The organism is Micromonospora arborensis (genome assembly GCF_003205615.1).
In the GTDB taxonomy this organism is placed as follows: domain Bacteria; phylum Actinomycetota; class Actinomycetes; order Mycobacteriales; family Micromonosporaceae; genus Micromonospora; species Micromonospora arborensis.
Map to the genome: position 1 here is coordinate 117,452 of NZ_PYBV01000005.1, position 14,899 is coordinate 132,350.

General features: G+C 68.7%; 14 protein-coding genes and 1 pseudogene. 4 read left to right on the top strand and 11 right to left on the bottom strand.

Annotated features, from left to right (window positions below; all coding sequences use genetic code 11):
* Positions 1-110 precede the first annotated feature (110 nt).
* From C7C45_RS03590 to C7C45_RS03605, 4 genes are all read right to left on the bottom strand, one after another.
* Positions 111-1,406: a ricin-type beta-trefoil lectin domain protein gene (locus C7C45_RS03590; RefSeq protein ID WP_110562200.1), complete on the bottom strand. Its 1,296-nt coding sequence runs from the start codon at positions 1,404-1,406 to the stop codon at positions 111-113.
* 80 nt (positions 1,407-1,486) lie between these two features.
* Positions 1,487-2,848, bottom strand: a complete 1,362-nt coding sequence (locus tag C7C45_RS03595; protein WP_110562201.1) for an RICIN domain-containing protein — start codon at positions 2,846-2,848, stop codon at positions 1,487-1,489.
* 407 nt (positions 2,849-3,255) lie between these two features.
* Positions 3,256-3,825 (bottom strand): DM13 domain-containing protein, encoded by a 570-nt coding sequence (locus C7C45_RS03600; protein WP_110562202.1) that lies wholly within the window; start codon positions 3,823-3,825, stop codon positions 3,256-3,258.
* Between the two features lie 86 nt (positions 3,826-3,911).
* Complete coding sequence (locus C7C45_RS03605; protein WP_110562499.1) at positions 3,912-4,862, bottom strand: LysR family transcriptional regulator; 951 nt, start codon at positions 4,860-4,862, stop codon at positions 3,912-3,914.
* An 89-nt stretch (positions 4,863-4,951) separates the two neighbouring features.
* On the opposite strand from C7C45_RS03605, the gene C7C45_RS03610 reads away from it, so the two are divergent.
* Genes C7C45_RS03610 through C7C45_RS03620 form a run of 3 tightly spaced genes read left to right on the top strand, consistent with a single transcriptional unit; the run spans position 4,952 to position 7,611 of the window.
* Positions 4,952-5,875 (top strand): zinc-binding dehydrogenase, encoded by a 924-nt coding sequence (locus tag C7C45_RS03610; RefSeq protein WP_110562203.1) that lies wholly within the window; start codon positions 4,952-4,954, stop codon positions 5,873-5,875.
* Complete coding sequence (locus C7C45_RS03615; RefSeq protein ID WP_110562204.1) at positions 5,872-6,852, top strand: alpha/beta hydrolase family protein; 981 nt, start codon at positions 5,872-5,874, stop codon at positions 6,850-6,852. The genes C7C45_RS03610 and C7C45_RS03615 overlap by 4 nt, the downstream gene beginning before the upstream one ends.
* Positions 6,853-6,912: 60 nt before the next feature.
* Positions 6,913-7,611 (top strand): hypothetical protein, encoded by a 699-nt coding sequence (locus tag C7C45_RS03620; RefSeq protein WP_146247257.1) that lies wholly within the window; start codon positions 6,913-6,915, stop codon positions 7,609-7,611.
* Between the two features lie 83 nt (positions 7,612-7,694).
* On the opposite strand, the gene C7C45_RS03625 is transcribed toward C7C45_RS03620, so the two are convergent.
* Both C7C45_RS03625 and C7C45_RS03630 read right to left on the bottom strand, forming a co-directional pair.
* Positions 7,695-8,426 carry a DUF7003 family protein gene (locus C7C45_RS03625; RefSeq protein ID WP_244200228.1) on the bottom strand — a complete coding sequence of 244 codons (732 nt, stop codon included), beginning with the start codon at positions 8,424-8,426 and terminating at the stop codon, positions 7,695-7,697.
* Positions 8,427-8,494: 68 nt separating this feature from the next.
* Complete coding sequence (locus C7C45_RS03630) at positions 8,495-9,142, bottom strand: CatB-related O-acetyltransferase (RefSeq protein ID WP_110562501.1); 648 nt, start codon at positions 9,140-9,142, stop codon at positions 8,495-8,497.
* Between the two features lie 293 nt (positions 9,143-9,435).
* Here C7C45_RS03630 and C7C45_RS35780 point away from each other — a divergent pair.
* Positions 9,436-9,786, top strand: a pseudogene (locus tag C7C45_RS35780) (thiamine pyrophosphate-dependent enzyme); the annotation flags it as partial.
* Positions 9,787-9,917: 131 nt separating this feature from the next.
* Here C7C45_RS35780 and C7C45_RS35785 read toward each other — a convergent pair.
* The 5 genes from C7C45_RS35785 to C7C45_RS03660 all read right to left on the bottom strand — a co-directional run bounded on the left by C7C45_RS35785 (position 9,918) and on the right by C7C45_RS03660 (position 14,898).
* On the bottom strand, positions 9,918-10,478 hold the full coding sequence (locus C7C45_RS35785) for an RBBP9/YdeN family alpha/beta hydrolase (RefSeq protein ID WP_110562206.1): 561 nt from the start codon (positions 10,476-10,478) through the stop codon (positions 9,918-9,920).
* A gap of 43 nt (positions 10,479-10,521) precedes the next feature.
* Entirely contained in the window at positions 10,522-11,823 is a 1,302-nt protein-coding gene (locus C7C45_RS03645) for a GAF domain-containing protein (RefSeq protein ID WP_110562207.1), read from the bottom strand.
* A 202-nt stretch (positions 11,824-12,025) separates the two neighbouring features.
* Positions 12,026-12,580, bottom strand: a complete 555-nt coding sequence (locus C7C45_RS33505; protein WP_146247258.1) for a DUF6204 family protein — start codon at positions 12,578-12,580, stop codon at positions 12,026-12,028.
* On the bottom strand, positions 12,543-13,304 hold the full coding sequence (locus tag C7C45_RS03655) for a DUF5984 family protein (protein WP_110562209.1): 762 nt from the start codon (positions 13,302-13,304) through the stop codon (positions 12,543-12,545). The genes C7C45_RS33505 and C7C45_RS03655 overlap by 38 nt, the downstream gene beginning before the upstream one ends.
* A 196-nt stretch (positions 13,305-13,500) precedes the next feature.
* Positions 13,501-14,898: an acyl-CoA synthetase gene (locus tag C7C45_RS03660; protein ID WP_110562502.1), complete on the bottom strand. Its 1,398-nt coding sequence runs from the start codon at positions 14,896-14,898 to the stop codon at positions 13,501-13,503.
* Position 14,899: the final 1 nt, after the last annotated feature.

The following is a 14,899-nucleotide window of genomic DNA, read 5'->3' on the forward strand; positions in this document are numbered from 1 at the left end:
CGCCCACCTGCTCCGCAGCAGAGGACGCCCGCCGCAGAGCCAAGGGCTCTCGCGGCGGGCGCCCACTACGACGGACTTGCAGTCCGCTATCACGCCGTACTGATCAGCACCTAGTTACGTGTGCTCCACTGCTGGTTGGCGCCGCCGTGGCAGGCCCAGAGGTGAAGTTGCGTCCCATTGGCCGTACCGGAACTGACGGCGTCGAGGCAGAGCCCCGACTGGGCTCCGGTGATGGTGCCGTTGGAGTTCAGGTTCCACTGCTGGTTGGCTTGGCCGTTGCAGTCCCAGATGAGGACGGCGGTGCCGTTGCTGCTGCCCGCCCCGCTGGCGTCCAGGCACTTGTTGCCGTAGACGGTCAGGGTGCGGTTGGCGGTATGGGTCCAACGCTGGTTGGTGCCACCGTGACAGTCCCACAGTTGCGGACGGGCGCCGTTGGTCGTGCTGGAGTTGGGTACGTCGATGCAGCGACCGGACTGGCTGCCGGCGATCAGCACGTTCTGCTGGCCGGTCGGCGGAGTCGATGGCGGGGGAGTGGTGGGCGGCACGGTGGACCCGAACTGGGTGAAGAACCGCCACACCTCCTGCTTGACCCAGCTCCGCGCGCCACTCTCACAGCCGGCACACCCGTCCACTGGACCCTGCTGGTGGCCGCCGTCGAACGCGGCCCAGACCACCGGATATCCGGGCTGGCAGGAGTAGGCGGTGGTGATGTGGGTCAGGCTGCCCGCCCTCGGCTCGGGCGGGTTCTGTGCGGCGCAACCGTTGTTCCGGACGAACCTGTCGCGCAGCGACCGACCGCTGGGGATGTTGTCGTTGATGCCGTGGATCCCCAGGTACGCCACGGGCTGGGTGCCGCCGCTGCATCCGCTGATCGCCCCCGGGGCCGCGATTGCCGCGACCGCGCGGAACACCGTCGGCCGGGAACACGCCAACGAGTAGCTCATCGCGCCGCCGTAGCTGAACCCGACCGAGAAGCGTTGCGTCGTGTCGACACAGAGCGCGTTGTCGATCGCCCGGATCATGTCGTCGGTGAAGGTCACGTCCTCACCATTGGAGTTGCCCCAACCGTTGTTGAGGCCCTGCGGGGCAACGAAGATCGTGGTGTTGTTCGACTGGGAGAGCATGCCGTAGTAGGCCCACGCGGCGCCGTCGGTTCCCCCCGACGCGACCTGACTGGCGGTGCCGCCCAACCAGTGGAACCCGAAGGCCAGCCGGTGCGGATAGTTGTTGTTGTAGTTGTCGGGCAGCCGAAGGATGAAGCTGCGGCTCTTCCCGCTGCTCTGGATGGTGTGGGTGCCGCTGTTCAGTCCGGGCGCCTTGCCGCAGCCGGCAGTGGTGGCCGCGGCCGCCGGTGCGACAGTCGCGACGACGTACGCTCCCACGGCGGCCAGCACCATGACAGCCATGGCTACCCCTATCCAGGGGGTGAAGAGTTTGCGAAGTGGCACAGTCGAGCCTCCTTGTTCAGGAATGAAATTCGCCGGGCTCAGCTCCGGCTCCATCGTTGGTTGGCCGCGCCGGTGCAGTCCCAGATCTGGATGCGGGTGCCGTTGGCCGTACCGTTGCCGACCGTGTCCAGGCACCGGCCCGAACCAACCGCGGTGATCGAGCCGTCGGCATTGAGCCGCCACTTCTGGTTGGACTGGCCGTTGCAGTCCCAAATGATCACCGAGCTGCCGTTCGCGGTACCGGCGCCGTTCACGTCGAGGCACTTGCCGCCGAAGACGCGCAGCTCCTGGGCGGCGGTCGACGTCCAGCTCTGGTTGTTCTGGCCGTGGCAGTCCCAGATGATCGCCGCAGTTCCGTTGGCCTGGGAGGCGCCGTTGACGTCCAGGCACCGTCCGGAGGACGCGCTGCGCAGGGCCGACGTGCCGCTCGGCGGCGGGGTGGTCGGCGGCGCGGTGGTCGGACCCGACGTCGGGTCGGTGCTACCGAACTGGGTGAAGAATCGCCACACCTCGCCCTTGGTCCAGGTCCTGGCTCCGCTGTCCCCGCCGCCGTCCACCGGGCCGGGGGTGTGCCCGCCGTCGAAGGCGGCCCACACCACCGGATAGCCGGACCGGCAGCCGGAGTAGGTGGTGGTGATGTGGGTCAGGCTTCCCGCCCTCGGCTCGGGCGGGTTCTGTGCGGTGCACCCGTTGTTCCGCACGAACCTGTCCCGCAGGGAACGTCCGGCGGAGACGTTGAGCACCGGGTCCCCGATGCCGTGGATCCCCATGTACGCGATCGGCTGGGTACCTCCGCTGCACCCGCTGAGTTGCCCGCCGGAGTAGACCGCGACAGCGCGGAAGACACCTGCGCGCGAACAGGCCAGTGAGTAGCTCATGCCTCCGCCGTAGCTGAAGCCGAGCGCGAAGAGCTGCGTGGTGTCGACGCAGAGGTCGGCCTCGATCACCCTGATCATGTCGTCGACGAAGGTGACGTCCTGGCCGCCGGGGTTGGCCCAGCCGTTGCCGTTGCCCTGCGGGGCGACGAAAATGGTGCTGTTGTTCGCCTGCTGCCGCAGTCCGTAGTAGGACCAGGCCGCCCCGTCGGACCCACCGCCGTCGACGTCGTTGGCGGTGCCGCCGTTCCAGTGGAATCCGAAGATCAACCGGTAGGTGTGGTTCCTGTCGTAGTTGTCAGGAATCCTCAGGATGAAACTACGGTTCTGACCGCCGCTCTGGATGGACCGTTGGCCGCTGGTCAACGTGGGCGCCTTGCCGCACCCGGCGGTCGCCGCGGCCGCTGCGGGGTTCGCGGCCGACGCGGTGGTGCTCAAGCCACCGCCCAGCGCCGCCGCGCCCGCGGTCACGACGACAACCGCCGCCGTGGCAAGAGAAGCAAGGATGGGTCTACGTCTTGTCATGAGGGGGCTCCCGCCGCTCGGCACGAACTGATTCAGGTGGTGAGGTCCACGGCGACCCCCACGCCGCGGCGACGCGCCGCTCCCGGTTCCTCCGCCGACCACACGTGGCGTGGACGAAACCCCAGAAGGCGCGATGTGCTCACGGCGCCCGGCCGGCTCATCGCCACAGGTTCCCGCCACCGGCCTCGCCGCCCCTGCGGGGCCAGTGGCTCGTCGAATCGTTGGTGGCCCACATACGCCCGAACGCCACGCGACCGACCGTCGGGTGGTGCCGGAGCACCCGGCTCGACGTCGAATCGATTCGCTCCGACGCTAGATCATGCAGTGACGGAAGTCAATGACGTGTTCGGCAGGGCAGCCCCCCGACCCGCGTAGGGGTGCAGACGGCCTGGAGCCGGGTGGCCGGGTCAGGCGGTCTTGAGATCCGCCGCGCCGAAGGAGACCGCGAATCTCTTGCACCAGATGGAGACGCTCCGGAAGTCGCGTGGGTCAACCGAAGCCGGTAGCTCGTACACCTGGTTGCCCTTGTTGCCCTTGAGCCTCGCCAGCTCGACCCACTCGCCATCGTCGAACACCCGCCAGCCGGCCGTGCCTCGGGTGACCGGTTGGTCGGTCAGCCACACCCGCAGGTCCGGCCCGTTCGACGTATTCAGGTCCCGAAGGACGAGCTGGTGGCGCCCGTCGGCGAGCCGGTGGATCTCGGCACTGCCGGTCGTCCGGTGCTCATGGGTGACGAACTCGCCGACGGTCAGGATCTCGATCGCCGCTGGTGCGGCTGCCGAGGTCGCGGGGTCCGAGGTCGCCGACGCCGGGGTGGGGGTGGCCGATGCCGTCGCGACGCGGGGAACCGCCTCGTCGACGTACGTGTTGGTGAACAGCTTCCACGGCTGGAACCAGTAGAGGACCAGAATCACCACGACGGCAGCGGAGGCGAGACCAGCCCGTGCCACCGGCGACCGGAAGATCCATTTTCCCACCCCCGCAGCGTACGGCCGCGCAAGCCGTCGAACTGTTCGCGAACCCTTTCGGAACGCTTACGAGCGTCCTGAGGCCGATCCCATCCTCATCTTCGAACCGGCTCGCCGGAGCGGGTGAGGCTGGGTTCTGGCAGCCAGTCGCGGGCGGGGTCGTACTCCAGCCAGCGGTTCCGCCCGGCTTCGGCCACGAAGGCGCTCACCAGGGCGTCCAGCAGCGGATGCCCGTCGCCGCGCCACAGCAGCGACCAGGCGTACAGGGGCGTCGGGTTCACCAGCGGGACCAGCCTGATCCCTGGGGCGTCGGGAAGTGGCACGTCGGCTGGCAGTAGGGAGAAGCGGCTCGGGTCCACCGCCAGGTCGGCGAGGAAGTGGTCCATTCCCAGGTTGGCGCCCTCGGCATGGTCGCGGATCTCGAAGTGCTCGGCGAAGCGGTGCAGGAAGTCCAGCCGGTCGAGCGCTCCGGGGGTCCACAGCACGCTGTCACGCAGCTGCTCGGGCCGGAGAGCGGGTTCGGTCGCGAGCGGATGGTCCGCGCTGAGGATCGCGTCCACCGGTTCGAGGCGTACCAGCCGATGCGTCAGCCCGGCGGGCAAGGGCGGGTGGACGCGGCCGAAGGCGGCGTCGATGTCGCCGTGCAGCAGCGCGGCCGCCACCGATGGCAGGTCCCGGCCGTGCCCCAGCTCCAACCGCAGCTCGCTGGTCCGCGCCGCCACGTGAGCCAACGTGCGCATGGGGCCGTACAGGTGGCCCCACACATCGATCCGCAGCGGCCGGTAGGGTTCGAGCACCGCCGCCACAGCCAGGTTCGCGGCGGTCAGTGCCTGTCTGGCCGGGGCCAGAAAACGCACTCCGGCTTCGGTGAGCTGCACGCCCTGAACATTGCGGTCGAACAACTGCCTGCCGAGCCGCGATTCCAGGCGTGCGATTCGTTTGGACAGCGCCTGCTGCGAGATCGACAGTTCCTCGGCCGCCCGGCCGAAGTGCAGCTTTTCGGCCGCGAGCAGGAACGCGCGAACCTGCGCCATGTCAAGATCCACGGTCCCCACCTTAGGTTACAACCGATGGTTGTCGGCTGTTCTCGAACGTTGTTGGATGCCCCGCCGGTGCCGCTCGTACGTTGACCGGCATGAGGAGATTGGTTCCGACCGGCGACCCGCGGAGTCCGGTGGTGTTTGCCCAGGACACGCAGCCCGTCGCGGCACCGGATGAAGCATTGATCAAAGTCGAGGCATTCGCACCGAACCGTGGTGAGACCTTCCTCCTGGAAGAGCCACGTCTGGACCTGGTTCCCGGCAAGGACGTCGCCGGCTTGGTGGTGCAGGCGGCCGCGGACGGTTCCGGCCCGCCGATGGGCACCCGGGTGGTGGGCCATCCGGCCATGGGCGGCTGGGCCGAGTACGTGGCGGTCCCCACCCACTCGCTTGCCGTGCTGCCCGACGACATCAGCGCCGTGCAGGCCGCCGCCCTGCCGCTGGCCGGGATCACCGCGTTGCGGTTGCTGCGGGCGGCCGGCGCGCTGGCGGGCCGGCGTGTGCTGCTGACCGGCGCCTCCGGCGGCGTGGGGCACTACCTGACCGAGCTGGCTGCCGCCGCCGGGGCGGAGCTGACCGCGGTGACCGCCACGCCGGCGCGTGGTGAGCGACTGCTTGAGCTTGGTGCGGCAACGGTCGTGCAGGCTGTCACCGACGCCCACGGCCCGTTCGACCTGGTGCTCGAATCCACCGGCGGTGCGGACTTTCCGGTCGCCCTGTCGAAGCTGCTTCCTGGAGGCACGCTGCTGTGGTTCGGTCAGGCCAGCCGTACCCCGGTGACCTTGAACTTCTTCGACATCCTGGCGGGGCCGGAGCGGGCTGTAATCCGGCATTTCCACTACGCGGGCGCACCATATGGCCAGGATCTGGCGACGTTGGTGCGCCTGGTGGTCAATCGGCGGCTGCACCCCGAGATCGACCGCGTGCTCGATTGGAGCCGGACCGCCGAGGTCCTGGTCGACCTGCGGGAACGCCGCATTCGCGGCAAGGCCGTCCTCACGACGGGAGCAGTGCGATGAGCGTCGCAGGGTTCGCCGCCGCCAGTTTCACGCGTGCCGTCGGGGCAGGGCTGGATCCGCACGAGTATCAGCGTGTCACCACTGAGCTGGCCGCACTTGACGACTGGGACGAGGCATTCATCCGCGCTGGGCGACAACACCTCGCCCGCGCCGAGAAGGCGGCCTCGCCGGTGTCCGCCGGCGAGCACTACCAGGTGGCGGCACGCTGGTTCCACTTCGCCACCCTGGCGCCGCAAGCCGAGTACGTGCTGGCCGCCGCCGAAGCCGACGCCGCGATGGGCCGCGCCCTGGCGCTCCTGGAACCGCATGCCCGACGAATCGAGGGACCTGGGTTCACCGGCTGGCTGCGCGGCCGCACCGACGCGACGAGCACCGTCATCGTCGTGCCCGGCCTGGACTCCAGCAAGGAGGAGTTCCACGCCGTCACCGCGGCCCTGTTGCGCAGGGGTGTCGCGGTGTTCGCGATGGACGGTCCCGGACAGGGTGCGCTCGCGGCCACCTCCACCATCCGCCCGGACTACCACACGGTGATCGGACAGGTCATTGACGCGCTCGGCGTCGACCGTGTCGGTCTCATCGGGCTCAGCCTGGGCGGTTACTACGTCGCCGAGACCGCCGCCCACGAACCACGCGTCGCCGCCACCGCCACCGTCAGCGGTCCGTTCCGTCTGGACTGGGATGCCCTACCGCCCCCGGTGCAGGACGTGCTCGCCCGGCGTGCCGGCGGGACCGCTGCGGCCCGCGACTTCGCCCGCCAGGTCGACCTGTCCACGCTGGCGCCCCGCGTCACTGGCCCGCTCCTCGTGGTGGACGGCGGCCAGGACGTCATCCCCGGTGTGACAAACGGTGAGCCGCTGGCCCGCCTTGCCCCGTACGGGAAGTACCTACTCGTTCCGCACGGCGACCACCTGCTCGGCAACGCCCAGCCCGACTGGCTGCCCGCGACTGCCGACTGGTTGGCCGGAGAGATCAGGTGAACCGACTCTCGACACGAATCTTCTTTGACCGCCGTGATCCCCGGTCGGAATCATGGCTCCATGACTGCGCACGCTTGGCTGAGGCAAGATCATGAGCTGCCCCCCGGTGCCGAGATCTTCCGTAGCGACCGTCGGTTCGCAATGGAGGCATACTCGGCGAGCCACGGCCAACTGCTGCTGCGCAGCAACCCGATCGACGACGAGCACGAGACCACGATCGACCTGCTGTTCAAGCCGGTCGAGGCCGTCAAGATCCGCGATGGCTTCGCGGGGCTCGTCGTCAGATGCGCGACCGTTGGGGAGGCGACCCAGATCATGGCGTCCCTCCCCGGTGTACGTGCCGACCGCGGGGACCGGGTCTTCGTACTGGAGAGCCAAGGCCGATCCGACTACGTCGTCAGCATGGCCGTCGGTTGGCATGAAGGCATCCTGCCCCGCACTCAGGGCAGCTTTTTCAACAGCGCGAACGCCCACATGCGACGGTGGCCCACGGATCCGTTGGACGGCCTGAACGCGGGGTTCAACGCCGCCTCCATCCAGGACCTGGTTGGCGCGTTGCACGCAGACCACCAGCAGCAGACGCGCCGGGACCGGTTCCGCTACGTCTTCGTCCTCATGACCGACGTGGGCTCCGAGAACAGGCCGAAGATTTCTGGCGCCGGAGTGTTCCTGACCGAGGCGGACGCCGAGGAGGCCCAGGCCCTGCTGGCCCCGAAGGTCGCGTCCTGTTGGATCGAGACGCTCCCGGTCGCTATCTAGGACGAGTGCGCCGGTTGCCTCGGCACGCCAGGAACGGTCTCACTTTCCTGGTCGCCATCCACGCGCTGGATCTTGGAATGCCGTCACAGCGCTCCCGACATCGGCCAGTTGCTCCAGTGCGTGTTGCCCGGGAGGGTAGGCCGGTAGTGGGAGGGGTCGGCGGTGGCCAACACCTGAGCGATCTGCTGGTAGGTTCCGATGTCGCTTGGGCGCACCTCGAACGGTACCCGCTCCTGCGGCGGTGTGTGGCGGGTGAGAATCTCGTGTACCTGTCGTCGCCGTTCTCGCTCGGGGCTCGGTGGCTGCACTCGCAGGGCGGTGTGGTGCCAGTCGTCGAGGCGTAGCACCTGAGGTAGGTCTGCCGGGACGAGTTGACGCACCTCTGGGTCCTCGGCCAGCAGAAGGTCGCGATGCTGGGGAGTGAGAAGTCTGAAGAGGTTCTGCGGAGAGGTCGTCGCCGCGGCGGCCACGGGCACGGACTGCCCTCGGATGACCAACGACACCTGCCGGTACCAGGCGGCTCCCGGTTCGTCCTCGAATACCTCCGCGAAGTTGTCGATACGGTTGACGAACCGCTTGGTCCACGTTTCGTTCGTGCCGACAAGGCAGTTGCCGAGAGCGTGCAGAACGTCCACGACGTTGGCGGCGCGCGGGTTGTAACCGACGGTGTCCACGACCAATGCCCAGCGTTCAGCATCGCTGAAGGCGTGTAGTCGAGCCGCTACCAGATAGCTGTGGGGGTGTTCCGGCTCGGGAAACCGCAGCCGCTCGGCAGCTCGGTCGAACGCGTCGACGACATCCGCAACCTCCACCACGCTCCGGATGATAGGGGCCACTGCCAGCCCGACTGCTATGGGTCAGCCCGCCCAGGCCCGACCCGGCACTACCGATGCTTGGGTGCCACGGCCTCGAGGTCGTCGACGCTACCGGACATGATCGTGCGAAGGCGTTCGGTGATGTCCTGAGTTGGCCAGTCCCACCAGGCAAGTGCCAGAAGGCGGGCGACGTCTTCCTCGCTGTAGCGGAGGCGGATGAGCCTGGCTGGGTTGCCGCCGACGATGCCGTAAGCGGGGACGTCGTCGACGACGACGGACCCGGAAGCGATGACCGCTCCGCTGCCGATCTGGACACCGGGCATCACCATGGCTCGGTATCCGAACCACACGTCGTTGCCCACCACCGTGTCACCCCGTCCGGGCAGGTTGGTGATGAGATCGAAGTGTTCGGCCCAGGAACCACCCATGATCGGGAACGGAAAGGTCGACGGGCCGTCCATGCGGTGGTTGGCGCCGTTCATGATGAAACGCACGCCCTCGCCCAGCGCGCAGAACTTCCCGATGATCAGCTTTTCCGGCCCGTAGTGGTACAGCACGTTGCGGGCCTCGAAGGTGGTTGGATCATCCGGGTCGTCGTAATAGGTGAACTCCCCAACCTCGATCAGCGGCGAGGTGACCAGCGGCTTCAGTAGCACCACGCGCGGCTGTTCGGGTATCGGATGCAACACGCCCGGATCGGCCGGAACACCTGCCATCATGATCTCCTTAGTGGGCCGCTGAAGGGATCTGACCAAGATCGCAAAGGCTCGCCGCACGCTACCACCGCGCCCGTCTCCACGGAGCGCACTGCCTCGATGTCGCTATCCGGCCATGGAGAACTGCGCGAATCAGGCTCTCAACCAGGCGGCGTTGGAGTACCACATCAAAGTCCATCGTGGAGCGGGCGTGCGGTGTACCGTCGCCGCATGACGGTGCTGCAGGAGTTTGTCGCCGCTCTTTCCGGCGGACGGTGGTGGTCGATTCCGGCAACTTCATGGGCTACCCGTCGATGTGGCTCGACGTGCCGGACGTGGCCGGATTCTGTTTCACCCAGGCGTTCCAGTCGATCGGGCTCGGCCTGGCCAGTGCGCTCGGCGCGGCGGTCGCCCGGCCGGACCGGCTCACCGTCGCCGCAGTCGGCGACGGCGGCTTCGTCATGTCCGCGACCGAACTGGTCACCGCCGTCCGGCTGGCGCTACCCCTGCTCGTGGTGATCTACGACGACGCGGCGTACGGCGCCGAGGTGCACCACTTCGGCCCGGACGGGCACCCGTTGGACACGGTCACCTTCCCCGAGACCGACCTGGCCGCCATCGCCCGTGGTTACGGGTGCGACGGGTTGACCGTCCGGACCGTCGACGATCTCGGGCCGGTACGCCGCTGGCTCGCCGGAACCCGTACCCGGCCGCTGGTGATCGACGCCAAGGTCAGCGACTGCGCGTGGGTCATGGTGGCTGGAGGAAGCGTTCCGTGGCCACTGACGCGTTGGCGTCAACGGTGTGGTGGCTGTACTGGCCGGGTCAACGATCGGACCAGGCGCTGGCCGTCGGGCCACGCGCCGAACCCGGTCTTGGAGTCCAGGTGGCCGACCGCGCCCGCGTCGAACAGTTCCGATCCCCAATCTCGCGCGTACGCTTCGAACTGCTCGAACGTGGCGTTGGGGTCGTTGCGACTGGCGACGAGGATCGAGCGGAAGGGCAGTGGCTCGCGTGGCACGTGGCCGATGAAGACATCGACGGTCTCGTGCGGGTCGGGAGTCCAGTCCGGATCCACGTACGGTGGCGTGGCCAGCAGGGCGGCACGGACGGGACCGGCGTGCTGGCTGGCCCAGAGGGCGACGGTCAGACATCCCGCACTGTGCGCCACGAGGATCGCCGGCTCGCTGTCGGCGCAGATGGCAGCGTGCAGCGCGGCGACCCGTTCGGCGGCGACGTACGGTGGCCCGGGCGGTTCGGGCGCCCACCGGTACGTCGGGTAGTCCCTGACCCAGCAGCGCGACCAGTGGTCGGAGAATGGAACTCCTCGACCAGGCACGACAAGGTAACGCGTCATGCTGGGGAAGGGTAGTGCGACGACCCTGGAGACTGAACTGCGCTCAGCGGTTGACGTAGGCGGTCAGGCCACCGAGTTCCTCGTTGGCGATGAACACCGACCGCACGTTGAGGATGGCCTCCTCGACGTGGGCGGGGCAGCCCCATGCCGCGTCGCCCCACGAATCGGCGATCTTGATCTCGGCCGGCGCGGTGCAGCCGGCGGCGCCGCCGAGCTGGCAGTGCTCGGGGTGGGGCGTGGCGGCCTGCGCGGCTGCGGCGGCACGCATCTGGGCGGCGAGTTCGGCAGCGGCGGCGGCGCGCTGCTCAGCCTCGGCGCGCAGCTTCCGCTCCACGCGTACGACCCTGGCGAGCTCGTCATTGGCTGACGTCGCGCGTGCTTCGGCGGCGAGTTTCGCCTGCTCGATATGGTGGCGTTCGATGGCCAGTGCCGCGGTGTCGGCGAAGAGCCGGGTGAGGGCGAGGTCGGTGTCCTGCGGGACGCGCGGGGTGCGATGGTACATGGCAAAGGTGCCCAACAGGCCGCCGTCGCGGGCCAGGATCGGCGTGGACCAGCAGGCTGCCAGTCCGGCCTGGTCGGCCAGGTCCCGGAAGTCGTCCCAGAACGGATCGATGGCGATGTCGGTGACGATGACCGGTTCCCGCCGGTGGGCGGCCGTGCCGCACGAGCCGACACCTTCGCCGGTCGCGATGCCGTCGATCGCCTGGTTGTAGAAGTCGGGCAGGCTCGGCGCGGCACCGTGACGCAGGTGCCGGGCGTCGGGATCGGCGAGCAGGACGGAGACGAGCACCTCCTGCGGTGCGAGGTTCTCGATACAGCGGGCCATCCCGTCGAGCACCTCGGTCAGGGGTGCCTGGCGGGCGATCTGCTCCAGCAGGGCGCGATGTTCGGTCATCAGCCGTTGGGCATGTTTGACCTGTGTGGTCTCCACGCCGATCAGGCGGATGCCGACCATGTTGCCGTCGGCGTCTCGGCGTGGCTCGTAGGTGAAGTCGAAGAACGCCTCCCGCGCCTGCGGGCCGCTGCCCAGCACGACCCGGACGTCACGGCCGGTGTAGGGCTCACCCGTGGCGAAGACCTGGTCCAGGAGAGCGATGAATCCCTGATCGGCCAGTTCAGGCATCAACTCGGCGAGCGCGACCCCAACGCGGGCCCGTTCTTCGCCGACGGTGGCGAAGAACGCCGGGTTTGCCGTCTCCACCACGTGCGCTGGCCCGGCCAGCGACGCGAAGACGGCGATGGACTGCCCGAACAACGCCCGCAGGTCGTCCTCCGCGGCCCGCCCGGCAGTCGCCGGACCCGCAGCAGCAGCAGCAGTAGGCCTCTGGCCTGAAACCGCCGTCATGGTGTGGTGTCGCCTCTCGTCTGCGGATGCGGGGAACGACCGATGGTGCCACTGATCGGTGACGGTGGCCACGGTGTTGGCTGGCGCCTCCGGTGCAGCGTACCCACGTGCCCGCCATTCGAGTCCTACCGACCACACCCACGCACCGCAATCCGTCGCCCGACCACCCGCGTCGGCCCGCAGTCCCACAGACGGCAGAGCCCTATGAGTATCGGTGCTCCCGGCGGCGGATCTTGATGTTGTCGAGGTCGGTCGACACCGACCTGAGGTCGCGGTAGTCGGCGCCGATTCCCGATACGGCGGCTGCCGCGAGCGCTTCCGCCTTGCCGATCACGACCGCTTCGCCGTCCTCATCGGTGGCCGGGACCAGACAGCGGAAGGTGAAGGCGAGCAGGGACCGCTCGTAGGTCACGGTGCCTTCCTCGGTGAACTTCGCCCGAAACACGTCGTGATCGTCCGCCTTGGCGAGCAGCGCGGCCCGCTGCTCGTCATCGAGTGGCGCGAACCTGCCGCGCACGATGACCTGATACGTCTTGCGGGCCATTGCTGGGGGCCTCCGGTTCCGGTCGGGCAGCACGACAGCGGTCGGCGGGCAGATCGCCGTCGCCAGGCCGTTGGCGACCCTACCGAGAGGACCACCGGGACGCATGGGCATTTCACCGCGGTTGGCCGGTCTGACCCGTAAGCGGCCGATGTCGCAGTGCTCATCTGCGCGTTGTCTATGAGACCGGTGGCCACGAGCCAAGTTCAGCGACACCGGCGCGCACCTTCGTCCAATCGACATCGCGAGGTGAAACCAGACGCTGATCGAGCCAACTGCTGCGCTGCGTGTGCTCCACCCGCAGATGCTGGAGATCCAGGTCCACGCCGGGAGGCGGCCCGCTGCGTTCCAGTTCAGCGACTCGAACCCCCATCGCCGCAATGAACCGCCGATCGAAGTCATCGACCGCTGCGAGGAGTTCCGCGGCCGGCATGGTGGCATCCAGCCGTTCGGGACCCTCGAAAGCACCCCGCTTCCCAGGCGGAATCTGCTGGCTCAGCGTCACCAGGTCCAAGCCGTCAACGGTATGCCGCCAGCACCTCAGGGCTGGCGCGTTCGTCAGGTAACCCACGTCGAGGGCGTAGTCGCTCTGAAGATGGAACGCGGCGTCCACGTCGTCGCCGAAGTCGTCTCTCTCGGGGAACTCCCGCGGCAGGAACGACCCGTCGACAAACGGGATCAAGTCCTCCGGTACCGGCTCTTGCAGCGCCCAGCGCAGAACGATCAGGTCTTCCCACAGCCGGGCGACGTAATAGTCGGGGTATGGCCGCTCGAGATTCCAGCTGCGGACAGCCTCGTCCCGGTAGCGCAGGAACTCGCAGTCCTGGACCATGAAGCGGTACCAGCCGCTGGTCAACCCGAACCAGTGCAGGCTCGGGCGGTCGCCTCCCCAGGGCGGCACCTCGGCTGTAGGCCGAAGCTCAAACTCGATCCGGAACATCGATCACCCTAAGCTGCGTCATCGCGAGCACTCTCCATGATCACAAAGACAACCTTGGCACCCTGACCCGCTGCCGACAAGGCGCCACGATCGTGAGGTGCTCCCTTGGCGTGCCTGGTCGAGGCTGATCGCGGTGTGGCGGGAGGCGCCGGTCGCGGACGCGGCGGCAGCCGCCCCGCAATACCGGACCTTCTCGTCAGCCCAGGCGGGACTTCTGCACCTTCCCGAGCGCGTTGCGGGGCAGTTCGTCGACCAGGTGGACCCGACGCGGGCGTTTGTGCACGGCGAGCAGGCCGGCCACGAAACTGATCAACTCCGACTCCGCGACGCGGTCACCCACCACATAGGCCACGACCTGCTGCCCCAAGTCCGGGTGTGGGCTGCCAACCACCGCTGCCTCGCGCACCGCGGGGTGGGCCAGCAGCGCGTCCTCGACCTCGCCGGCGCCGATCCGGTACCCACCGCTCTTGATCAGGTCGGTCGACGCGCGGCCCACGATCCGATGCCTGCCGTCCGGCGCGATCGTCGCGATGTCACCAGTGCGGAACCAACCGTCGTCGGTCCACGTCGTGGCATCCGCATCCGGCCGGTTGAGGTAACCGCTGAACAAGGTCGGTCCCCGGACCAGCAGCTCACCCATGCCCGTGCCGTCCGAGGCCACCGCGGCGCCGTGCTCGTCGACCAGTCGGGTCCGTACACCTGGTAGCGGCAACCCCACGGTGCCCGCCTCCCGCAGCCCGTCGGCCCGGGCGCTCACCGTGATCAAAGTTTCCGTCATGCCGTAGCGCTCCACGACCCGGTGGCCGCTGAGCGCCCACATCCGCTCGAAAACCGCCGGCGGCAGCGGGGCGCTGCCCGAGACCAGCAACCGGGCCCCGCGCAGCGCCCGGGCGGCCGCCGGGTTGGAACCGATCCGGGACCACACGGTTGGCACGCCGAACAGGAGCGTGCCGTCGGCGGCGGCGTACCGCTCGGGCCGGGGAACGCCGACGTGATCGAGTCGGCTGCCGTGGCGCAACGGGCCGAGCAGTCCCAGGACGAGACCGTGCACGTGGAACAGCGGCAGCCCGTGCACCAGTCGGTCGTCCGGGGTCCAGGACCAGGCGTCGGCGAGGCCGTCCAGGCAGGCGGCGATCGCCCGACGGGACAGCAGCACACCCTTCGGCAGGCCGGTCGTCCCGCTGGTGTAGAGGATCAGCGCAGGTCTCTCGTCGTCCGGCTCCCGGTGGTGGCTCGTGGAGCGGTCGCGGAGCGACACCGGCACCACCGGTAGCGTGCCACCGTCGACACGCTCGTCCGCCGCGGCCAGCATCGCGCCCGCACCGGAGTCCCGCAGGATGTGGTCGCGCTCCATCGGCCCCGAGTCCGGCGGCACGGGAACCACGGTGACGCCCGCCAGCAGCGCGCCGACGATCGCTACGACGGTCTCCAACGACGCCACCGCACTGACCGCGACCCGATCCAGCCCGTGCACCCGGTCGGCCACGGCCGTGGCGCTCTCCAACAGGTGCGTACCGGGGATCGACCGGCCGGAGACTCGGACCGCGTCCGGGCAGTCGTCCGGGGACCGGGACAACGCCGTCAACAGGGTCACC